Consider the following 20,419-nt stretch of genomic DNA (forward strand, 5'->3'; position numbering starts at 1 on the left):
ATTCCCCATGACAGCAGATATCCACGCCAGCCGGATCCTCATCCTGGACTTCGGCTCCCAGTACACCCAGCTGATCGCCCGCCGGGTGCGGGAAGTGGGGGTCTACAGCGAAATCCGCGCGTTTGACATGAGCGAGGCCGAGATCCGCGCGTTCGCTCCCAGCGGCATCATCCTCTCCGGCGGCCCCGAGTCGGTCCCCACACCGGGTTCGCCGCGGGCACCGGATTGCGTATTCGAGCTCGGGGTGCCGGTGCTAGGCATCTGTTACGGCATGCAGACCATGGCGGCGCAGTTCGGTGGCCAGGTATCCGCGTCTCCGACCAGCGAATTCGGCTACGCCCAGATCCGCCTGGTCGCCACCACCGGGCTGTTCCACGATATCCGCGATCATTTCGACAGTGTTGGCAACAGCGTGCTGGATGTGTGGATGAGCCACGGCGACAAGGTGGTGGAACTGCCGCCGGAGTTCGAGCTGGTGGCCGCCACCGAGAGCTGCCCCATTGCTGCCATGGCGCACCGGGACAAGCCCTACTACGGTATTCAGTTCCACCCCGAGGTTACCCACACCCTGCAGGGCAAGCGCATCGTCGAGCACTTTGTACTGGAGCTGTGCGGCTGCCAGGCCCTGTGGACCCCCGCCAATATTGTCGAGGACGCCATTGCCCGGGTACGCGATACGGTGGGTAGCGACAAGGTGCTGCTGGGCCTGTCCGGCGGCGTCGACTCCTCCGTGGTCGCGGCCCTGCTGCACCGCGCCATCGGCGAGCAGCTTACCTGCGTGTTCGTCGACAACGGCCTGCTGCGCCTCAGGGAGGGCGACCAGGTGATGGAGATGTTCGACCGCAACATGGGGGTGAAGGTCATCCGGGTGGAAGCGGAGGACCTGTTCCTGGGCAAGCTGGCCGGGGTCGCGGACCCGGAGGCCAAGCGCAAGATCATCGGCAATACTTTCATCGAGGTGTTCGATATCGAAGCGGGCAAGCTACAGGATGTGAACTGGCTGGCCCAGGGCACCATCTACCCTGACGTAATTGAATCCGCCGGCGCCAAGACCGGCAAGGCCCACGTGATCAAGTCCCACCACAATGTCGGCGGCCTGCCCGAACACATGAAAATGTCCCTGGTGGAGCCCCTGCGCGAGCTGTTCAAGGACGAAGTCCGGCGCATCGGCCTGGAGCTGGGCCTGCCCTACGACATGGTCTACCGGCACCCCTTCCCGGGCCCGGGCCTGGGGGTGCGCATTCTCGGCGAGGTCAAGCACGAGTACGCCGAGCTGCTGCGCCGCGCTGACGCCATCTTTATCGAGGAACTGCACCGGGCCGACTGGTACCACAAGGCCAGCCAGGCCTTCGCCGTGTTCCTGCCGGTAAAGTCTGTCGGCGTGGTGGGGGACGGCCGCCGCTACGAATGGGTCATCGCCCTGCGCGCGGTGGAGACCGTGGACTTCATGACCGCGCGCTGGGCGCACCTGCCCTACGAGCTACTGGAGACCGTGTCCAACCGGATCATCAACGAGATCTCCGGGGTGTCGCGGGTGACCTACGATGTGAGCAGCAAACCCCCGGCGACGATTGAGTGGGAATGATTTCGCGTCTGGCACTGGCGCGCACCATTGAAAACCGTTTATAGACGCGCCCTACACCGCCGGCATCAGATACACCTCGCGCACGCTGTTGCGCGGGTTCGCGTTCATGGCGTAGAGGACTGCGTCGGCGACATCCTGCGGATCGAGCTTGTCGGGCTTGGGTTCATCGAAAAACGGCGTGTTGACCATGCCCGGCGCGATGACCGTACAGCGCCCCTGCCATTCCTTCATCTCCTCGGCGAGGTTCTGGGCAAAGCCATGCACAAACCACTTGCTGGCACCGTAAACTGAGCCTTTTATCGTATTGCGACCGGCGGCGGAACCAGTGACGAGGAAGTGGCCCGTGGTCTTTCGCAAGTGAGGCAGCGTCGCGCGGGCCGTGTGCAGCACGCCGAGGATGTTGACGTCGACCATGCGGCGCCATTCATCCGGGTCACCCGCTTCGGTGCCCGCCGTGTTGAGCCCCATCCCGGCATTGGCAAAGACGGCGTCGAGCCGGCCGAACTTCTGCAGCCCCGCCTCGACTACCTCGGACAGCCGATCGAAGTCAGTGACATCGGCAGCAATGCCGATCGCCCGGTCCTCGCCGATCTCCGCGACAATGTCCTGCAGGAGATCTTCCCGTCGCGCCGTAAGCAACAGCTTGTGGCCCTGCTGCGCCGCCCCAAGGGCCGTCGCCCGACCGATGCCACTGGAGGCGCCGGTAATCATGAGTACCTTTTCCATGTCTTTCTCCTTTATCGATCAAGCCTTCACTATACCCGGAAGGCAGGGCAACAGACCAACGACCGCGCGCCAAACACAAAACCGACTGCCTGTCGGTATTTGTGTGTTAGCATAAGACCCGTCTGACGCTTGGGAAAGCCGTAGTATGATCTTGGGTGATTTAGAGAAGCGCGTTCTTCAATTCTTATGGGAGACATCAGAGGCCGATGCCAAGCAGGTGCATGTGGCACTGACCAAGCGCCGGGGCGGTGCCTTGAACACCATTCAGAGCACCCTGGACAGATTGTTCAAAAAGGACCTGTTGACCCGTCAGAAACAGGGGCACGCTTATTATTATCGAGCCAGAGTCGGGAAAGAAGAGTTGGTTGCCCAACTGATCCAGAATGTCACCTGTGATTTTATCAGCGAAGGTGAAGACAGCCTGATTGCCGCCTTTTCCTCCTTCTCTGCCGGCCTGGATGACGACAAACTTTCTCAACTGGAAAAGCTGATTCAGCAACAACGTCAACTGCGTAGCCAGGAAGTCTCTGATGCTGATTAATGAATGGGCGATTATTGTCAATTTGCTCAGTATTGCGCTTATTGGCTTGTTGGTAGCCACAGTACTGCTGGCTTCGGTAGCGCCTTTTACTGCTCGTCGCATCACTCAGTTATCTGCTGGCACGCAAAAAACGACCTTATGGTTGTTCGTGGTCACGCCTTGGGCAGTCAGTATCATCTGCATGATGCTTTTTGTGCCTTCACTGTTCCAATCAGAAAGCATGCTCTGGCTGGACCGACTAGCCCACTGGCACCATCCCTATGTGTTTTATCTGGATAGCTGGCATAGTGCGACCCTGGTGTTGTTTCTTCTAGGCATTGTTTATGTGCTGGTAAGGAATGGTCGAAAGGCTGTTCGTCATTTGAATGCTCTGGATACGCTCACGCACCTTTCTCAGGGAAAAACCGGACACTGGAATATTGGGCGCGATATTGTCGTGCTGGCATCTCAAACCCCGTCAGCGTTTACCGCCGGACTTATAAATCCGAAATGCTATGTCACGACCGGGCTTATTGAGCAGGTTTCCGCAACGGAACTGGATATCATCATCGATCACGAACGAGCGCATATCAAGCACAAAGATACACAGAAAAAGTGGCTGTTTTCGCTATTCGCGTCGCTTTACCCGAAACCGGTCGCTCGCCGTTTAAACCGATTGTTCTCGTTGGCGACCGAACAACTGGCTGATGCTCAGGTAAGCATGTCCTACTGCACCTTGGACATTGCTCAGACTCTGGTCAAGGCTGCCAGAATTCAGCGCTTCTTTGCGGGCAAGTTGCACCCTGCCATGGTGAGTTATTTTATCGCGGACGATGTTGATTTACGTGTCAGGACCCTCGTTGTCCCGCAGAGGTTTCGATCGTTCCCCTGGGGTTTCTGTCTGTTGGCCATGGCGTTAACCACGATATTGTCAACCATGGGGATTGATGCCCTGCATCACCTGATCGAAGCGGTTTTTTCCCACTAATTTTTACTGAAAAGAAAGGGCTGATTAATGAGTCTGCGCGATATCGATGTGCAAAAAATACCGACTGCCAGTCGGTTTTATGGGCGATTCCTGACACCGACCTATTCTGTGTTCTTTGTCGGCGTCGCATGCCTGCTGGCGTCGACCGTCAATGCTCAGAGCGTTTCACAACAGACCATATTATCGCTGGATCAAGCGGTCCACCGTACGCTGGAGCAACACCCGCAGTTGGGTGTTTTCCTGCATAGACGAGAAGCGTACCAGGGTCTGGTTGAACAAGTCGGCGTGGGCGAACGCCCAAACGTCAGCGTGATGGTAGAAGACTTTGGAGGCAATGGCGATCACAACGGTCTTGGCGGCGCTCAGTCCACGTTGTCCATAAGTTGGATCACTCAGAATGCTCGAATTGATCAGCGCATTCAATCTGCGCGGGTTGCTGCCAGTCAGGTTGACATCGAGCAGGAAGTCACTGCGCTTGATCTATCTGCCCAGACAGCTCGGTTATTCGTTCAGGCGCTGGTCGAAGAACAGCGCTTAACACTTGCAAAGAAAGCAATACAACAGGCGAGAGACGCTGTCGCCACCATTCAAAAGCGAGTCGAAGTTGGCAAGAGCCCGGAGTTTGAGCGCCTTCAGGCCGAAGTAGAGTTGGCTCAACGGGAACTGGAGGCTGAAGACCTGCAACACGTGCTTAGCTCAACGCGTTACCAGTTGGCTGCACAATGGGGTGGTGAGCGCGATGGTTTTCGGTTGGAGGGCGAGCTGTTCAAAGCCCCAGCCGTCGGTAGTGTTGATCAGCAACTTGCCCGGCTCAAACAAAACCCCGCACTGACCTTGTTAGCTACACAGAAGCGTATTGCGGAATCAGAGATAGAACTGGCGCGAATCGAGGCCAAGCCGCAATGGCAATTTTCAGTAGGTGTTCGGCGTTTTGAGGCAACGGATGATTTTGGCATGATCGCAGGCGTTTCGGTGCCACTGGGAAAAGATCGCAGTAGCGCCGGAAAAATCAGAAGCCTTCTGGCAAAACAGGGCGAATACGACAGCGAATCCGCGGCACTGAAGCGCCAACTGGGTACGCAGCTTTACGTCCTGCTTCAGGAAATCAACCACAGTCAACATGTGATACAAACTCTTCAAGAACAGATTATCCCTATCTTAAGCAGCGCTCAGGCCCAGGCCGGTCAGGCCTATGAGACCGGCCAGCTGGGCTATCAGCAGTGGACTGCCATCCTGAATAAAAAGCTGGGGGCGCAACAGGATCTGTTAAGCGCCTTCGAAGCGATCCATTTGCAGCATATTGAACTGCAACGCCTTACCGGCACAACACTGACATTTTAAGGACGCTGAAGCCGTGAGAGATACGATTATGAACCCTTATACCTATCGTCTCGTACTGGTGTGCCAGCTGGTGCTGGGTGCACTGTTGCTACCGTCAATCGCCGCCGCCGCATCGGGGCCGGAGGTTCAGGAGGCCGAGCCCGAAAAGGGGCCGCATGCAGGCCGGATGTTGCGTGATGGCGACTTTGCCATTGAGCTGGCCATTTTTGAAACTGGCGTGCCACCGGAGTTTCGGGTATGGGTTACCAACAACGGTGAACCGGTTGCACCCGCCGCGGTGGAACTACGGGTGCAACTCACACGCCTGGGCAATGTGGTGGACGACATCGGCTTCCGGGCCGAAGACGATTACCTGCGCGGCGATACGGTGATTTATGAACCGCACTCCTTTGTGGTTACGCTGACGGCAGCACACCAGGGCAAAACCCATCGCTGGGAATACGACAACTTTGAAGGCCGCACCCTTATTGCTGATCCCGTCGCCGATGCCATGAGCATTAGCACAGAAACCGCTGGTGTCGCGACCTTGCATCAGATCATTCGGGTTTACGGTACGCTGGTGCTGCCTCCGGATGCGAAACGGCAGATTCAGGCCCGTTTCGACGGTGAGGTCAAACAGATGCACGTCAAGCTGGGGGATCAGGTCAGCAAGGGCCAGGCGCTGGTCACTATCGAAAGTAACGAGAGTTTGAAAACCTACCAGATCACCGCACCGATGGACGGTGTCATCAGTCAGCAGTTCGCCAGTACTGGAGAACAGAGCGCAGGACGCACATTACTGGAAATCACTCGTACCGGTACTCTGTTGGCTGAACTGGCTGTCTACCCGATGGATAGGCCCAAAGTAAAAGCAAAGTCCCCGGTTACGCTGACAATCAACGGGTTCGAAGAGCCGCTCACCAGCACAATCCGTGGATCAAAGACCGGCCTGCGCGATGATCAGGCCCGACTGTTTCTGGCCGAGGTCGATAACACCGACGGTTTATTGAGTGAGGGCTTGTTTATCACCGGCGATATCGAAGTCGATACCTTTACCGTGCCGCTGGCAGTGAAGCGCGCCGGTTTACAAAGCTTCCGGGATTTCACCGTGGTCTATGCCAAGGTGGGTGAGGAGTATGAAGTCAGGATGCTGGAGCTGGGACGTGAAGCCGGCCCCTGGGTGGAAGTGCTGGGTGGACTGGAGCCCGGCACTGTGTACGTGACCGAGAACAGCTACATCATCAAAGCTGATATTGAAAAATCCGGCGCGTCACACGACCACTAGGAGCCCACCCATGCTGGACAGGATTTTACACTTTTCAATACACCGTAGTGGTTTGGTGATTCTGCTGGTGCTGGTACTGGCGGGTCTTGGGGCCTGGAGCTTTACCAAACTGCCGATTGATGCCGTGCCCGACATTACCAATGTACAGGTGATGATCAATACGGAAGCGCCAGGCTTTACACCACTGGAAGTGGAGCAGCGCATTTCCTACCCACTGGAAACCTCATTGGCCGGATTACCGGGACTGGCCCATACCCGCTCGGTCTCTCGCTACGGACTGTCGCAGGTGGTGGCGATTTTCAGCGATGACACCGATATCTATTTTGCCCGGCAGCTGGTTAACGAACGATTGTCAGCCGCCCGCTCGGAGCTGCCGAATGGGTTGGAGCCCGAGATGGGGCCCATTGCCACCGGCCTCGGCGAAATCTTTATGTTCACGGTGGATATTGAACCCGGCGCAAGCAGTGCCGACGGCGATCCCATCACTCCCATGGACTTGCGAGCGGTGCACGACTGGATTATCCGCCCGCAACTCATGCGCGTACCCGGTGTGGTGGAAGTCAACCCGATCGGTGGGTATGAGCGCGAGATTCTGGTGGCTTTTGATCCCGCTCGATTATTGGCCCACGGGCTGACCCAGGCCGATGTGGTGGCGGCGATTAATGCCAACAACGTCAATCAGGGTGCGGCATTTATCGAGCGCCATGGGGCCCAGCTGCTGATCCGCATTCCCGGACAGGCTGAAGCCATCGAGGATATTGGCCGGATTCCACTATCCACCCAGAACGGTGCGCCACTGAGAGTGGCGGATGTGGCGGAGGTCAGCGAAGGTCAGGGACTGCGCACGGGCGCGGCGACCCAGAATGGCCGCGAAGTGGTCATGAGCACCGTGTTCATGCTGATCGGCGAAAACGCCCGTACCGTAGCCAATGCGGTGGCGATAAAGCTGCAGGAGGTCAATCAGAACCTGCCCCAAGGAGTGGTTGCCACGGCGGTTTATGATCGCACTAAACTGGTGGATAAAACCCTGACCACAGTACAGACCAACCTGGCCGAGGGGGCCCTGCTGGTCATCGTCATTTTATTTCTGTTTTTGGGTAATATCCGTGCAGCTTTCCTGACTGCGCTGGTGATTCCTTTTGCCATGTTGATGACCATCACCGGGATGGTGCAAACGCGAGTCAGCGCCAACCTTATGAGTCTCGGTGCACTGGATTTTGGTCTGTTGGTCGATGGTGCCATCATCATTGTGGAAAACTGTCTGCGGCGATTGAGTCAAGCCAGTACAGCCAATCGTGTACTGGCCGTACGTGAACGACTTGACGTGGTATTTGAAGCGACCAGGGAGGTCATTCGTCCCGCCCTGTTTGGTGTGTTTATCATCACCGTGGTCTATCTGCCTATATTCGCGTTGGAAGGCGTGGAGGGAAAAATGTTCCATCCCATGGCTATTACTGTGGTCATTGCCCTTCTCAGCGCCATGTTGCTCTCCATCACCTTTGTCCCGGCGGCCATTGCTTTGTTGTTCAAAAAGCCCGTTCAGGAAAAGCACAATCCGATTATTCACGCTGCCGCATCCGCGTATCAGCCAGCGTTGCACTGGGTGCTGCAATACCGGGGGCTGGTGGTAGGGCTGGCCACACTGCTGGTGATCATCAGTGGCTTTGGTGCCACCCGACTGGGCACCGAATTCGCTCCCAATCTGGATGAAGGGGATATTGCCATGCACGCGCTGCGTATCCCCGGGACTTCATTGAGTCAGTCCATTGCCCTGCAGGAAGCCCTGGAAGAGCGCATCAAGGAGCTTCCGGAAGTAGAGCGTGTGTTCGCCAAAATCGGAACGGCCGATGTGGCAACGGATGCTGTGCCTCCCAGTGTGGCGGATAACTTTATTATTCTAAAACCAAGGGAAGAGTGGCCCGATCCCGACAAGCCCAAAACACAGATTGTGAGCGAACTGGACACTCTGGTGAGTGATATTCCCGGCAACCGGTACGAGTTTTTACAGCCTATTCAAATGCGCTTTAACGAGCTGTTGTCGGGTGTGCGAGCTGAGCTGGCCATAAAGGTGTTTGGTGATGACCTGGAGACGCTGGCGACACTGGGCGATGAAATCGAAGGGGCGATCAGTGCGGTAGAGGGCATTGCGGATGTACAGGTGGAGCAGACCACCGGTCTGCCCATGCTGATGATCTTGCCGAAGCTGGACAAACTGGCCCAGTACGGTATCAGCAAAATGGAGATACAGGAGCAGCTGGCGACGGCCTTTGGTGGGCGTGTTGCCGGTAAGTTCTATGAGGGCGACCGTCGTGCCGATATCGTTGTTCGGCTCGAAGAATCGTTGCGCAGTGATGTGGATGCCATGGCACGCTTACCAGTCCATCTTCCCGGCGGAATGAGTGTGCCATTGCAGGAGCTGGCTCAATTGGAGAGCGTACAAGGGGTCAATCAGGTCAACCGGGAAAACGGTAAACGCCGGGTGGTGGTAACGGCCAACGTACGGGAGCGGGACCTTGGTAGTTTTGTCGCGGATATTAAAACCGCGATTAACGGCAGTGTGGATCTGCCCGCGGGTTACTGGGTGGAGTACGGCGGCACCTATCAGAAACTGCAGTCGGCGTCGCAGCGTCTGTCCATCGTAGTACCCGTTACGTTGCTGATGATTATCGGGCTACTGATTCTGGCTCTGGGCTCCTTCAAGGACGCAATGATCATCTTTTCCGGCGTGCCATTGGCACTGACCGGTGGGGTTGCCGCTCTAATGCTGAGAGATATTCCATTCTCCATCTCCGCCGCCGTGGGTTTTATCGCACTCTCCGGCATCGCCATCCTCAATGGACTGGTCATGGTGTCATTTATCCGGGAACTGCTGAGGGAAAAACTGCCGCTGGACCAGGCTATTATTGACGGCGCTTTAACCCGCCTGCGCCCGGTACTCACCACCGCCCTGGTTGCGTCTCTGGGCTTTGTCCCCATGGCGCTGAATACGGGGATCGGTTCTGAGGTGCAGCGCCCACTGGCCACTGTCGTGATAGGTGGGGTGATCTCATCCACGCTGCTGACACTGTTCGTCATTCCGGCCCTGTACCGGTTATTACACCGTGACGATCAACGAACTGGCCAGGAGCCTGCTCATGCTGAGTAACAGTGATCGCACCTACCGGGTACTTCTCTTGTTGGTACTAACCCTGGTATCCGCCAACGCCCTGGCCCATGGCGTTGATGATAGTACCCGAAGTTTTCTGCAGCAGAATACCGGTGTTCAGTTTGTACCGTTTCTGTATATCGGTGCCAAGCATATGCTGACCGGCTATGACCATCTGCTGTTTCTGGTTGGGGTCATCTTCTTTCTGTATAAAAGCCGGGATGTGTTGCTGTACGTGACCATGTTCACCATAGGCCACAGCCTAACGCTATTATGGGGCGTCCTCGGCAGCATAGAGGTTAATGCGTATCTGATTGATGCCATTATTGGATTGTCAGTGGTGTACAAGGGCTTTGATAACCTGGGTGGTTTCAAACGGATCCTGGGCTGGCAACCGGATACCCGTGGGGCGGTGCTGATTTTTGGCTTGTTTCATGGCTTTGGACTAGCCACCAAGCTTCAGGAGTTTCAATTGCCCGAGCAGGGGCTCCTGACTAATCTGCTGGCGTTCAATATCGGTGTAGAACTCGGGCAGTTAGCGGCTCTGGTCTTTATCCTGATTGCGATTAATTTCTGGCGCCGGTTACCGTCATTTGAACGATTTGCGACGCTCACCAATACCTTGTTGATGAGCGCAGGGTTAATGCTGATGGGTTATCAGCTCACCGGTTTCACCTTACAGTACTTATGACGAGAGGTAATATGCAACACACCGTAAGTTTAACCGCCCTGGTCAAGGCATCTCTGGCAGCGATATTGATAGCCGCGATTGCGCTGGTGACCTTTATTTTGCCCGCTGAATACAATATCGATCCCACGGGGGTCGGCCACAAGCTCGGCCTCACCCTGTTGGCTGAAGCCGCGGAAGCCAGCCCGGCTCCACCCCAAGCTAAGATCAGCCGTGCTGCCTCGAAACAAGTAATAGAAATCACCGTCCCTGCCGGCAAGGGTATCGAATATAAATTTCATATGAACCAGTATGACAAACTGTCTTATGAATGGATGACCGACGGCGATCCTCTGTACTTCGATCTTCACGGCGAGCCTGAAGGCGACACCACTGGTTATTTTGAAAGCTACGCCATTGCCACCCTGGATAGCATGAAAGGCAGTTTTACTGCCCCCTTTAGCGGCTCACACGGTTGGTACTGGAATAACACCAGTGACGAAGCTGTAGCTGTTCAGATCATCGTCAACGGACAATTTCAAATCATCGGTTTAAACCCTTAAACACTTATATCCTCACAGGAGCACACCATGAAACTGTTTTTTTGCGCAATACTTTTACTCACCCTGATCACTCCGGCCGGCGTAGTGGTGGCACATAGCGACCACGGTGTCATCAGCCCGCAATCAGCCATCCAGATCGCCAGTAAAACCGTTAGACAAATGATCTTCAAGGACATGGGCTATAAGGCAGGTCAGCTGGATACTAGCTGGAAATCAGTGCCGATCGAAGATATTGAAGTGGTCGATGTCAGAGATGGAGTTTATGTGGTGAGTGCAACCAACAAAGAAACAATGGGATCTGTGTATTTCAAAATAGCTGCGAACGGGAAGGTGCTGGAAGCTCGAGATACCAACAGTTTTTAGTTTTTATGTTCAACGAGCTGTTCAGCCGCACAAAAAACTTTGGTGTTGGGGAGACCGAGTGGTATGTCAGCGGCCTGCAGAATAACGTGACATGCTCGTTGGCACCCTTTAACGTTACGCTGCAGGCGAAGTAATCCAGGGTCGGTGACTCCCGGGCCCGGGTCTGGGGGTGCGTATTCTCGGTGATGGCCGCCGCAAGCCGGTGGAGGTCGCCGCTAGGCGTCATTCCCCGCCGCCACTCCGGACGCCCAGGCCCACTGGAAATTGTGGCCGCCGAGGTGTCCGGTGACATCCACCACCTCGCCAATGAAGTACAGGTTCGGCCGCTCCAGAACCGCCATGGTTTTGGAAGAGAGCTGGCGGGTGTTTACGCCACCAAGGGTGACTTCCGCAGTTCTGTAGCCTTCGGTGCCGGCGGGTTTGATCGACCACTGCCCCAGGGTGTTCGCCGCCCGTTCAATATCGCTGTTCCTGTATTCCTGCAAAGGACCGCTCCAACCCTGCAATTCGTTAAAGGCCTGGGCAAACCGTTTCGGCAAGTGCTGGGCCAGGTACTGGGCGATCGTCCACTGTGGTCGGGTTTTGCGCAGGCTGAACAGGTCTTCGGCAATGCGGCAGGCTGGCAGGAGGTTAATGACCAGGCTGTCTCCAGGTTTCCAGAAACTCGAAATTTGCAGCATGGCCGGGCCACTGAGTCCCCGGTGGGTAACCAACATGGGCTCCCGGAAGTGCTGGTTATGGCATTGCACATCCACCGGGCAACTGACGCCTGACAGGGGCGCAAGCTGCTCCTTCAGTTCCGGTTGCAGGGTAAACGGCACCAGGCCGGCGCGGGTGGGCAGTATCTCCAGTTCGAACTGCCTTGCCACTTCGTACCCGAAACCGGTGGCGCCCATGGTGGGAATCGACAGCCCGCCGGTGGCGATCACCAGGGAATCACAGGTCAGATCGCCCGAACCTGTACGCAGGCGGTAGCCGGAGTTGGCTTCGCTGATGTTTTCGACGACTGTTTTCAGGCGAACTTCTGCCCCCGCCCATTCACACTCGGTGAGCAGCATGTTGAGGATGTCCTTTGCGCTGTCCTTGCAGAACAGCTGTCCGGGCGCTTTTTCCTCATGCTCAATGCCATGGCGATCCACCAGTTCCAGAAAATCCTGCGGGGTGTAGCGCTTCAGTGCCGAAATGCAGAAGGGGGGATTATGCGAGAGAAAGTTGTCGGCTGTGCTGTTCAGGTTGGTGAAATTACAGCGTCCGCCACCGGACATCAGAATTTTCTTGCCCGGTTTGCTGGCGTGGTCCAGTGCCAGAACACGGCGGCCCCGATAGCCGGCGGTCAACGCGCACATCAGGCCCGCTGCGCCGGCGCCGATGACGATTACGTCGTACTGTGATGCTGGATCTGACGCCACGCTGCCTGCCATTCGAAGGAAAACGGCGGGCAGTATACCAGTCTCAGGGCAGGTGGACGGAGGAGCGTTCCAGTAGAAGGCCGCCTGGGAGTCAATGTGTTCTGCGATATAAGGCTGTGTTAAGGCGATTCGGTGACAATACGGTTGCCAATAGAGTAGCCGAGTTAGCCAAAGAGACTGAAGATGAGCGTATCGGAGCAATCCGCAACAAAGGAAATCTCTGTCCATGCCGGGAGCCCGATCCAGCCCCGCCATGTGGAGACCGTGATCATCGGGACCGGGTTCTCAGGGCTGCTGGCTGCCATTCGATTGCAGAAAAAAGGATGCAACGACTTTGTTCTGTTGGAGAGGAGCTCTGAGTTGGGTGGTACCTGGCAGGTCAACTCTTATCCAGGAGCAGAAGTGGACGTCCCAACCAGTCTTTATTGCATCTCCTTCATACCCTATCCGTTCAGGAAATCCTTTGCCCCGCAACGCGAATTGCTTGCATACACCAACCATATTATCGACAGGTTCGGCTTGCGAAAGTATGCACAGACGAACCAGACAGTAACCAGCCTTGTGTTTGATGAGCGGGAGTCCTTGTGGCGCGTAGAGACTGAATCTGGCGACAGCTTTAACGCCCGCTTCGTGATCGACGCCAGCGGGGTGCTGGCAAATCCGCACATTCCCCGCATCAAAGGTGCGGAAACCTACCGGGGAGCCATTTTCCACTCCGGACACTGGGACCACTCGGTCACCTATGAAGGAAAACGTGTCGGGGTCATCGGCTCGGGCTGTTCAGCGGCCCAGATTGTGCCGGCCATCGCCGGCAAGGTAACCCGGTTGACCCTGTTCATGGGCAAGGCGCAGTGGATTCTCCCGCGCTCGGACCGGCACTACGGGGCCGTTGAGCGTTTCGCTCGAACGCTGCCGGGCATACGGCACATCATCCGTTTGCTTGTCTTTGTTTTCTATGACGCCAGGTTTATCGCCTTCCGCCGTTACCCTGGGGTCTCAGGAATCAGTCGGCTCATAAAGGAGCACTACCGGAGAAGCTTGCAGGGGCACCTGGACAAGTACATCAAGAACGACAACCTGCGCCAGCACATGATGCCCGATTACGAAATGGGCTGCCGGCGGGTCATACCGACCAATACCTACCTGCCCGCGTTGTCCCTTGATAACGTCGATGTCGTGATCGGCGGAATTGAATCCATCACGCCCCAGGGCATCAGAACAAATGATGGCAGTGATATTCCTCTGGACGTCATCGTCTATGCTACGGGATATTACGCGTATTCGAACATGAAGAAAGCGCTGACGTTCCAGGTCCAGGGGCTGGGTGGCCGTAACCTCAACAATGAATGGGTAAATGAGGCGGTGTCATACAAAGGCCTTACTTTTTCCGGTTACCCCAACTATTTCAAGGTGAACGGCCCGAACACCGGCACCGGACACAGCTCGCAGATTTCCTATATGGAAGCGGCAACTGATTACATCGTTCAGGCCATTTGCGCCGTGAGACGGGACAAGAGCATCAAGGCTATTGATCCCAGACCCGAACTCCAGGACGCGTACATCGCGGACATGAGAAGAAAAATGCAAAAGACGGTGTGGCAGAACGCCACCTGCACCGCCTTTTACAGAAAAAACATGACGGATGAGGTCACCAGCCTCTCTCCGGAGCCGGCGACCGGATTTATCTTTTCCCGCAAGTGGTTCCGCTTGAGTGATTATCGTCTGCTGAAGTGAGGGATGGCCTCTCTCTGGTGGTTCTGCAAGATTATTTGCGAGAGCATGGGCGGCAATCAGTAGATCATTTGGCCCAAACAGTGTTCACTGGCGTGACAGCGTTATCCCGGCAAGTTACAGACGGATCGAGGAGACCGGATCAGATGAGCCGAAGTGCCCTGTTGCAACAGATCATCGATGCCGTGCCGATGGATTTCGCCGACCCGGCGGCAGACTACCGCACTGTGCGCGCCACTATGGCGCCGTTTCACAGCCAGCCGGTAAGTGCAGATGTGTTGCTGGAGGAACGCGAGTACGGTGGCGTCCGCTGTGGCGTCTACCGGCTACCCGGCCAGGAGAGGGCGCCCCTGGCCCTGCACTGCCACGGGGGTGCTTTCGTGTCTTGCCCGCTGGATCACTACCATTTCTACGGCGAGATCATCGCGCGCCACGCTGGCTGCCAGGTGGTCATGCCGGATTACCGCCTGGCACCGGAACATCCCTGGCCCGCAGCTCACGACGATTGCTTCAGCGCCTATAGCGGCCTGCTCGATAGCGGTGTGGATCCGCGGCGGCTGGTCGTTATGGGCGAGTCCTGTGGTGGCAGTCTGGGGCTGGGTCTGCTGCTTCGGGCCCGCGATGCGGGCCTGCCCATGCCGGCGGCCTTCGTCTCGGTCACAGGCTGGTTCGACCTGGCGGTTGCGGGGCCTCATGCCTCGGAGCGGGACCCGTTCCTCACCGCAGACTGGGTCCGCAACCGGGGGCGTGATTACCTCGCCGGGAAATTGCCACTGGATGATCCTCGCGTCTCGCCCGCGTCTGCTGCCCTGGCGGGGCTGGCTCCGCTATACCTGCAGGTGGCCCAGCACGACACCATGCGCCAGGGCGCCCTGAAGCTTGCGAGTCGGGCGGTGCGAGCCGGGGTAGAGGTGAGTATGGAGTCCTGGCCCGGCATGATCCATGGCTGGCATGGCTTGGTGAACAGCGGCGTAGAGGAAGCGGTCGTGGCTTGGGCCCGCATCCGCGACTACATCGCCTGGAAGACGACCTCCGGCTAGCAGGAAATGAACCCTGCCCGGGCGGTAAAGGTTCGGTCAGTGGGCTTGCGAACAGACGGCCTGGCGGTCAAGCGCCGATCATGTAGGCATACGCTTGCTTTGTCTGACCGGGTTGGCATTTGCCACAAAACGGTTCGCCTCAAGTACGTCGTAGCGCAATTCCAATTTAAATCCAAAAAGTGCAGGGCAGGATTTCTATGATCAAAGTCAACGCAGCGGCAATCACTATCTGTCTTCTCGGTGCACTGCCGATGGCAGCCTCGGCGCAATCCTCAGGCGCACAGTCATCAGAATTCGGCTCCCGTGAGGGCGAACGGGAGCTCTCCATCTCAGGAACCGGTAATAGCGACCGCAATTTGGACAGCGGCAGCTTTGGCGTGACTGGCGATCTCGGCTGGTACCTGACAGATCAGGTTGTTGCCGGTATCAGGCAAAGCGTCAATTACGCGAGTATTGAGGGCGAAAGCATCAAGGATGATTTCTGGAATGGCTCAAGCCGTGCTTACGTCAACTATCATTTTCTTGCCGATCGCGCGCGACCGTTTGTCGGCGGCAGCCTCGGCGGCATCTACGGTGACGGTATCAATGACAGCAGCTTTGCCGGACTGGAAGCGGGCCTCAAGTACTACGTGCTTCCGAAGACTTATTTCCTCGGCCGCGTTGACTACCAGTTCCTGTTCAGCAGTACCAGTGATGCTTCCGATGCGTTTCAGGACAGTGGAATCTGGGCCTATACAGTGGGCCTGGGTTACAACTTTTGAACCGCACCGTCAGTACTGAAACATGCGGGGATATCGCGGCCTGACCCGGGACTCAAATCCAAATCATCAACGAGGCAAACTTTATGACTACAGTAATGGATTCAAAGCAGATCATCTCTGACCTGGGAGACCTGATTGAGCTCGACTATGACGCCATCGCCGCGTATCAGGCCGCCATCGAGCGACTGGATACTGCTGCCTATAGGGAGAAACTCACCGAATTTCTGGGTGATCACGAAAGGCATGTCAAGGAGCTGGGCGAAGCCGTGCGCAAGGAAGGAGGCAGCCCACCCACTAAAGGCGATGCCATGAAGATTCTGACCAAAGGCAAGGTGGTGCTTGCGGATCTCCTGGGCGATGCAGCCATACTCAAGGCGATGCGGGCCAATGAAGAAGTCACCAACAAGAAATACGAGACAGCGGTGGAAAAGGGCTATGCCGAGCACATCCAGGCACTATTGCGCAAGGGCCTCGCCGATGAGCGCCGGCACAAGGGCTGGATAGAAACGACCGTTGAGAAGCTCTGAGAGGGCGATCGGCTTTTGCTTCACGCGCCAGGGCCGCGATACCCTGGTGGTCTACGACGACCTCAGCACTCATGCCCGCGCCTATCGCGAGCTGTCGTTGCTGCTGCGTCGTCCGCCGGGGCGGGAGGCGTATCCCGGGGATATTTTCTACCTCCACGCGCGCCTGCTTGAACGGGCAACGTGTCTTGCGCCCGAGCGGGGCGGCGGCAGCATGACGGCGCTGCCCATTGTCGAGACTCAGCAAGGGGAGATCGCAGCCTATATCCCCACCAATCTGATCTCCATCACCGATGGCCAGCTCTACCTGGACGGCAGCCTGTTCGCCGGTGGCTTTCGCCCTGTGATCGACGTGGCCAAATCCGTGTCCCGCATCGGCGGGCGGGCACGCGACTGGCGCAGCGTTTGGAAGACGATGAGCGGGTTGTCGACGAGGTGGCCGGCCCAGCGGTGGCGGAAGACGTGGAGGCCTGTGTCGATGCCCTGGTGGCGGCAATCCTCAAATTGACTGATCGCCGGGGTTCCCTGGCGTTGCTTGCGCTATATTACAGCGACAAGCGGGACGGGATCCATATCCATTCGGTATTTCCCCCTTTTCAGGAGCGTATGAGTACTGCTTCCCATGGCTATCCACCCGCAGTCAACCTGCCGCCGGGGCAATTCTTTGCCGAACTGGTGGAGGAGTACCTGTTCGCGGCGCTCCACGGCCTTTGTTACCTGTCCCTCATCGCAGAGAATCAACTGCGTATGAACCATCTCGATGGGGCCATTCGCCGGCTGGACGAGCGCAGCGAACAGGTGGATTCCCGGGAGCGCATCCTGCGCCAGGAGGAATCACAGAGGAGATCGAAGTGATCCTGTTGAGCGCCGAAGCCTCGGCATCGTCCCACTGGCAACCCGGTAGCTGAACGAGGTCATGCAGATGCCCTGAACCCTGCCTCTTCAATCGTCTACAATGCGCCTCCTGTTTTCTCAGTTTGGCCGCGTGACTATGTCGACCCAATTGCGTTCTGTAATCCTCATGGCTTGTCTGTTCAGCAGTCTGGGTATGGCGGCCGGAGTTGTAACCATGCCCGTTGCATTCAGTGATGTCGAGGCTCTCCCTGCGGCTTCGCCAGTAAAGGAGTACCGCTATGGCGACGCGCCCAGCCAGTTTGCGCGTCTCTGGCTGCCTGTCGCTGCCGAGTCAGGGCAAGATTTCCCGGTAGTCGTTTTGTTGCACGGCGGATGCTGGCTCCAGCAGTTTGGCGTTGCTCACATGTCACCCGTGGCAGCGGCGCTGACAGCTCAGGGCTTTGCAGTGTGGGCGCCTGAGTACCGGCGCGTTGGTGAGCAGGGCGGTGGTTGGCCGGGCACCGCGGAAGACGTGTATGCGGCCATTTCCGCCCTGCAGACGGTGTCAGGCGTGGATCTGCAGCGGGTGCTGCTCGCTGGCCACTCCGCCGGAGGGCAGTTGGCGCTGTGGGCAGCGTCGCAGGCACAGGCGTTTGCGGCCGACGGCATCATGCTAAAAGGTGTCGCTGGACTGGCCGCGATTACTGATCTTGAAGCCTATGCCAGGGGCAGTAACAGTTGCGAGACAGTGACTCCGCAGTTCATGGGGGGCACGCCGGAAGAGGTGCCGGAATTTTACGCGGCGGCGTCACCAGCCAGGCTGGGGCTACAGCTACCGACAATCCTCCTGCACGGCAGCGCTGACCCGCTGGTGGCGCCATCCCATGCGAGCGCCGTAGCGGGTGCCGAGGTTATCAATATTGACGGTGCCGGGCACTTCGACCTCATCCATCCAGGCACTGAGGCTTTCGAGGCCGTGCTTTCCGTTCTTCTCAAACTGCTGGAGGCGACGCCATGACATTGCCCGATATCGAGGCACTGGACGCCGCTGATCCGCTGTCGGACCTGCGTCACCGGTTCTCCCTGCCCGCAGGTAAAATCTACCTCGATGGCAATTCCCTGGGTGCACTGCCGAAAGCGGCAATGGCCCGAGTGGAGGAGGTTGTCCGCAAGGAGTGGGGCCACGACCTGATCAGCAGTTGGAACAGCAACGACTGGATCAATCTCCCGGTTACCGTGGGCGAAAAAATCGCAGGGCTGGTGGGCGCCGCTCCGGGCCAGGTGATCAGCTGCGATACTGTTTCGATCAATCTGTTCAAGCTCATTGTCACCGCCCTGCAGTTGCAGGAAGGGCGCAGGGTAATTCTGACCCAGGAAGACAATTTCCCCACCGACCTGTACATGACGGAAGGCGTCGGCGGGTTGTTGGGTCAGCAGCGCTGCACTACGCGCACGGTGCCGGCCGACCAGCTGCTGGCAGCGATGGATACGGATGTTGCCCTGCTGCTGTTGACGCAGGTGAATTTTCGGGATGGGCGCCTGCACGATATTGCGGCGATCACCCGGGCTGCTCACGCCAAGGGTATTTTGGTGTTGTGGGACCTGGCTCACAGTGCCGGTGTAGTACCCCTTGAGCTGGACCGCTGGCAGGTGGATATGGCCGTGGGTTGTGGCTACAAATTTCTTAACGGTGGGCCCGGTGCACCGGGCTTTCTGTATCTCGCGGAAAAGCATCAGAATCAGGTCAACCAGCCACTGTCCGGTTGGCTGGGGCACGCGGAACCGTTTGCCTTTGAACCCGGATACCGGCCGGCCCGGGGCGTAGTGCGCTATCTCGGCGGAACCCCCGGGATTCTCGGTTTGGCGGCTCTGGATGCGTCGCTCGACGTGTTCGCCGGGCTTGACATGAATCAGATTCGCGCCAAATCCTCGGCCATGACGGCTGTGTTCATTGATGGGGTGCGCAGCAATCCGATTTGCGCCGACTGCCAGGTGCTTACGCCGCTTGCTGCGGAGCGGCGGGGCAGTCAGGTGTCCCTTGCGCACCCACAGGCGTACGGGGTGGCGCAGGCGCTTATTGAAGCAGGCGTGGTAGTGGACTTTCGTGCTCCGGATATCGTCCGGTTTGGTTTTTCACCGTTGTATAACAGCTACCGGGACGTGGCGGCTGCACTGCAGCAGTTACTGCGGATTCTTGCAGAGGCTGAGTATTTGCAGGCACGTTTTGCTACTCGAGCGAGAGTGACCTGAGCTATCGATTCGGAGCGAACCTCCCGGCCCACAAATGTGCGCAGCCGCACAGACGGCAATCGGTGGCTCGTCCATGCTTTTTAGCAATATTGGAATCGGTCATCACAGCGAAGGAATATCCATCATGCTATTTACAATTGCCGTTATCCTTGTCGTGCTTTGGGCCTTGGGCTTGGTCTCCGGAACTACCGTAGGCGGTTTCGTTCATATTCTGCTGGTGCTCGCTGTGATTATGGTTGTGTTTCAGTTGATTAGCGGGCGTCGAGGCCCGTAAGTCCGCTCACGGATTATAGATCAGAGGGCCATGGGCGGAGCGGCACGGCGTATCCTTTGCGCTGCGTATTCCTTACATGTCACTAGCCTGCCTGTCTATTCGCACTACGGAAAGCCTCGTAGCGATCGCCCCCTGCGGATACCTTCACGCCTCAATATTCCGCAGGCCGAGATACCACTAGCTTGATGGTGTAGAATCGTGTCAGACGGCGCGCCTGTTACTTATTGATCGGCCGGCCAGCGTTTGGCAGTGCCCAGCGCGTCCTCCTCAAGGAGCGTGTCATAGTCATCAAATCGTTCAGAAATTCGGCGCGTACACGAAATGGGCTGAGCCATCATCGGGATACCGAGCTGCTGCGCGCGGAGCTGTTCAGCATTGAGCAACTGAAGCGTCACGCGGTCACCTTGGCGGGCCAGCATCAAATCGATCCGCGC

The 20,419-nt window shown here is 57.3% G+C and carries 20 protein-coding genes and 1 pseudogene; 18 read left to right on the forward strand and 3 right to left on the reverse strand.

The features are described 5' to 3' along the window. Window positions 1-7 precede the first annotated feature (7 nt). Window positions 8-1,585, forward strand: a complete 1,578-nt coding sequence (gene guaA / locus Q6D67_RS10075) for a glutamine-hydrolyzing GMP synthase (RefSeq protein WP_304705479.1) — start codon at window positions 8-10, stop codon at window positions 1,583-1,585. 51 nt (window positions 1,586-1,636) lie between these two features. On the opposite strand, the gene Q6D67_RS10080 is transcribed toward guaA, so the two are convergent. Continuing rightward, on the reverse strand, window positions 1,637-2,311 hold the full coding sequence (locus Q6D67_RS10080; RefSeq protein WP_304705480.1) for an SDR family oxidoreductase: 675 nt from the start codon (window positions 2,309-2,311) through the stop codon (window positions 1,637-1,639). Window positions 2,312-2,456: 145 nt separating this feature from the next. Between Q6D67_RS10080 and Q6D67_RS10085 the strand changes: the two genes are divergently transcribed. Genes Q6D67_RS10085 through Q6D67_RS10120 form a run of 8 tightly spaced genes read left to right on the forward strand, consistent with a single transcriptional unit; the run spans window position 2,457 to window position 11,162 of the window. After that, window positions 2,457-2,852, forward strand: coding sequence for a BlaI/MecI/CopY family transcriptional regulator (locus tag Q6D67_RS10085; protein WP_304705481.1), 396 nt, complete (start codon window positions 2,457-2,459; stop codon window positions 2,850-2,852). Beyond that, window positions 2,842-3,819, forward strand: a complete 978-nt coding sequence (locus Q6D67_RS10090; protein ID WP_304705482.1) for a M56 family metallopeptidase — start codon at window positions 2,842-2,844, stop codon at window positions 3,817-3,819. Before Q6D67_RS10085 ends, Q6D67_RS10090 begins: the two co-directional genes overlap by 11 nt. Window positions 3,820-3,846: 27 nt before the next feature. Continuing rightward, window positions 3,847-5,160 (forward strand): TolC family protein, encoded by a 1,314-nt coding sequence (locus tag Q6D67_RS10095; protein ID WP_304705483.1) that lies wholly within the window; start codon window positions 3,847-3,849, stop codon window positions 5,158-5,160. Between the two features lie 28 nt (window positions 5,161-5,188). Next, window positions 5,189-6,424: an efflux RND transporter periplasmic adaptor subunit gene (locus Q6D67_RS10100; protein WP_304705484.1), complete on the forward strand. Its 1,236-nt coding sequence runs from the start codon at window positions 5,189-5,191 to the stop codon at window positions 6,422-6,424. 10 nt (window positions 6,425-6,434) lie between these two features. Next, the gene (locus tag Q6D67_RS10105; RefSeq protein ID WP_304705485.1) at window positions 6,435-9,569 is read left to right on the forward strand and encodes an efflux RND transporter permease subunit; all 3,135 of its coding nucleotides are present in this window, start codon (window positions 6,435-6,437) and stop codon (window positions 9,567-9,569) included. Beyond that, window positions 9,559-10,260 carry a HupE/UreJ family protein gene (locus Q6D67_RS10110; protein ID WP_304705486.1) on the forward strand — a complete coding sequence of 234 codons (702 nt, stop codon included), beginning with the start codon at window positions 9,559-9,561 and terminating at the stop codon, window positions 10,258-10,260. Before Q6D67_RS10105 ends, Q6D67_RS10110 begins: the two co-directional genes overlap by 11 nt. Window positions 10,261-10,271: 11 nt before the next feature. Beyond that, window positions 10,272-10,799 (forward strand): hypothetical protein, encoded by a 528-nt coding sequence (locus Q6D67_RS10115; RefSeq protein WP_304705487.1) that lies wholly within the window; start codon window positions 10,272-10,274, stop codon window positions 10,797-10,799. A 27-nt stretch (window positions 10,800-10,826) separates the two neighbouring features. Further along, on the forward strand, window positions 10,827-11,162 hold the full coding sequence (locus Q6D67_RS10120) for a DUF6488 family protein (RefSeq protein WP_304705488.1): 336 nt from the start codon (window positions 10,827-10,829) through the stop codon (window positions 11,160-11,162). Between the two features lie 215 nt (window positions 11,163-11,377). On the opposite strand, the gene Q6D67_RS10125 is transcribed toward Q6D67_RS10120, so the two are convergent. Further along, complete coding sequence (locus tag Q6D67_RS10125) at window positions 11,378-12,571, reverse strand: NAD(P)/FAD-dependent oxidoreductase (RefSeq protein WP_304705489.1); 1,194 nt, start codon at window positions 12,569-12,571, stop codon at window positions 11,378-11,380. Window positions 12,572-12,754: 183 nt separating this feature from the next. Here Q6D67_RS10125 and Q6D67_RS10130 point away from each other — a divergent pair, with 183 nt between their 5' ends. The 9 genes and pseudogenes from Q6D67_RS10130 (at window position 12,755) to Q6D67_RS21795 (ending at window position 19,985) form a co-directional block, all read left to right on the forward strand. After that, window positions 12,755-14,305, forward strand: coding sequence for an NAD(P)/FAD-dependent oxidoreductase (locus tag Q6D67_RS10130; protein WP_304705490.1), 1,551 nt, complete (start codon window positions 12,755-12,757; stop codon window positions 14,303-14,305). A 143-nt stretch (window positions 14,306-14,448) separates the two neighbouring features. After that, window positions 14,449-15,342 (forward strand): alpha/beta hydrolase, encoded by an 894-nt coding sequence (locus Q6D67_RS10135; protein ID WP_304705491.1) that lies wholly within the window; start codon window positions 14,449-14,451, stop codon window positions 15,340-15,342. A gap of 197 nt (window positions 15,343-15,539) precedes the next feature. Continuing rightward, window positions 15,540-16,103: a hypothetical protein gene (locus Q6D67_RS10140; RefSeq protein WP_304705492.1), complete on the forward strand. Its 564-nt coding sequence runs from the start codon at window positions 15,540-15,542 to the stop codon at window positions 16,101-16,103. Between the two features lie 83 nt (window positions 16,104-16,186). Further along, window positions 16,187-16,630, forward strand: coding sequence for a DUF2383 domain-containing protein (locus Q6D67_RS10145; protein ID WP_304705493.1), 444 nt, complete (start codon window positions 16,187-16,189; stop codon window positions 16,628-16,630). A gap of 4 nt (window positions 16,631-16,634) precedes the next feature. Then, window positions 16,635-17,018 (forward strand): annotated as a pseudogene (locus tag Q6D67_RS10150) (F0F1 ATP synthase subunit alpha); the annotation flags it as partial. 215 nt (window positions 17,019-17,233) lie between these two features. After that, entirely contained in the window at window positions 17,234-17,482 is a 249-nt protein-coding gene (locus tag Q6D67_RS10155) for a hypothetical protein (RefSeq protein WP_304705494.1), read from the forward strand. Between the two features lie 214 nt (window positions 17,483-17,696). Beyond that, on the forward strand, window positions 17,697-18,479 hold the full coding sequence (locus Q6D67_RS10160; protein ID WP_304705495.1) for a S9 family peptidase: 783 nt from the start codon (window positions 17,697-17,699) through the stop codon (window positions 18,477-18,479). Next, a complete protein-coding gene (kynU, locus tag Q6D67_RS10165) occupies window positions 18,476-19,711 on the forward strand; it encodes a kynureninase (RefSeq protein WP_304705496.1) in 1,236 nt (411 codons plus the stop codon). Before Q6D67_RS10160 ends, kynU begins: the two co-directional genes overlap by 4 nt. A 124-nt stretch (window positions 19,712-19,835) precedes the next feature. Beyond that, window positions 19,836-19,985 (forward strand): lmo0937 family membrane protein, encoded by a 150-nt coding sequence (locus Q6D67_RS21795; RefSeq protein WP_370551946.1) that lies wholly within the window; start codon window positions 19,836-19,838, stop codon window positions 19,983-19,985. A gap of 221 nt (window positions 19,986-20,206) precedes the next feature. On the opposite strand, the gene Q6D67_RS10170 is transcribed toward Q6D67_RS21795, so the two are convergent. Further along, window positions 20,207-20,404 (reverse strand): hypothetical protein, encoded by a 198-nt coding sequence (locus Q6D67_RS10170; protein ID WP_304705497.1) that lies wholly within the window; start codon window positions 20,402-20,404, stop codon window positions 20,207-20,209. Window positions 20,405-20,419: the final 15 nt, after the last annotated feature.

It is taken from the genome of Haliea sp. E1-2-M8 (assembly GCF_030649675.1).
GTDB lineage: Bacteria > Pseudomonadota > Gammaproteobacteria > Pseudomonadales > Halieaceae > Haliea.

Coding starts and splice junctions, on each gene's coding strand:
- guaA (WP_304705479.1), top strand. CDS start 8: ATGACAGCAGATATCCACGCCAGCCGGATCCTCATCCTGGACTTCGGC.
- Q6D67_RS10080 (WP_304705480.1), bottom strand. CDS start 2,311: ATGGAAAAGGTACTCATGATTACCGGCGCCTCCAGTGGCATCGGTCGG.
- Q6D67_RS10085 (WP_304705481.1), top strand. CDS start 2,457: ATGATCTTGGGTGATTTAGAGAAGCGCGTTCTTCAATTCTTATGGGAG.
- Q6D67_RS10090 (WP_304705482.1), top strand. CDS start 2,842: ATGCTGATTAATGAATGGGCGATTATTGTCAATTTGCTCAGTATTGCG.
- Q6D67_RS10095 (WP_304705483.1), top strand. CDS start 3,847: ATGAGTCTGCGCGATATCGATGTGCAAAAAATACCGACTGCCAGTCGG.
- Q6D67_RS10100 (WP_304705484.1), top strand. CDS start 5,189: ATGAACCCTTATACCTATCGTCTCGTACTGGTGTGCCAGCTGGTGCTG.
- Q6D67_RS10105 (WP_304705485.1), top strand. CDS start 6,435: ATGCTGGACAGGATTTTACACTTTTCAATACACCGTAGTGGTTTGGTG.
- Q6D67_RS10110 (WP_304705486.1), top strand. CDS start 9,559: ATGCTGAGTAACAGTGATCGCACCTACCGGGTACTTCTCTTGTTGGTA.
- Q6D67_RS10115 (WP_304705487.1), top strand. CDS start 10,272: ATGCAACACACCGTAAGTTTAACCGCCCTGGTCAAGGCATCTCTGGCA.
- Q6D67_RS10120 (WP_304705488.1), top strand. CDS start 10,827: ATGAAACTGTTTTTTTGCGCAATACTTTTACTCACCCTGATCACTCCG.
- Q6D67_RS10130 (WP_304705490.1), top strand. CDS start 12,755: ATGAGCGTATCGGAGCAATCCGCAACAAAGGAAATCTCTGTCCATGCC.
- Q6D67_RS10135 (WP_304705491.1), top strand. CDS start 14,449: ATGAGCCGAAGTGCCCTGTTGCAACAGATCATCGATGCCGTGCCGATG.
- Q6D67_RS10140 (WP_304705492.1), top strand. CDS start 15,540: ATGATCAAAGTCAACGCAGCGGCAATCACTATCTGTCTTCTCGGTGCA.
- Q6D67_RS10145 (WP_304705493.1), top strand. CDS start 16,187: ATGACTACAGTAATGGATTCAAAGCAGATCATCTCTGACCTGGGAGAC.
- Q6D67_RS10155 (WP_304705494.1), top strand. CDS start 17,234: ATGAGTACTGCTTCCCATGGCTATCCACCCGCAGTCAACCTGCCGCCG.
- Q6D67_RS10160 (WP_304705495.1), top strand. CDS start 17,697: ATGCCCGTTGCATTCAGTGATGTCGAGGCTCTCCCTGCGGCTTCGCCA.
- kynU (WP_304705496.1), top strand. CDS start 18,476: ATGACATTGCCCGATATCGAGGCACTGGACGCCGCTGATCCGCTGTCG.
- Q6D67_RS21795 (WP_370551946.1), top strand. CDS start 19,836: ATGCTATTTACAATTGCCGTTATCCTTGTCGTGCTTTGGGCCTTGGGC.
- Q6D67_RS10170 (WP_304705497.1), bottom strand. CDS start 20,404: ATGCTGGCCCGCCAAGGTGACCGCGTGACGCTTCAGTTGCTCAATGCT.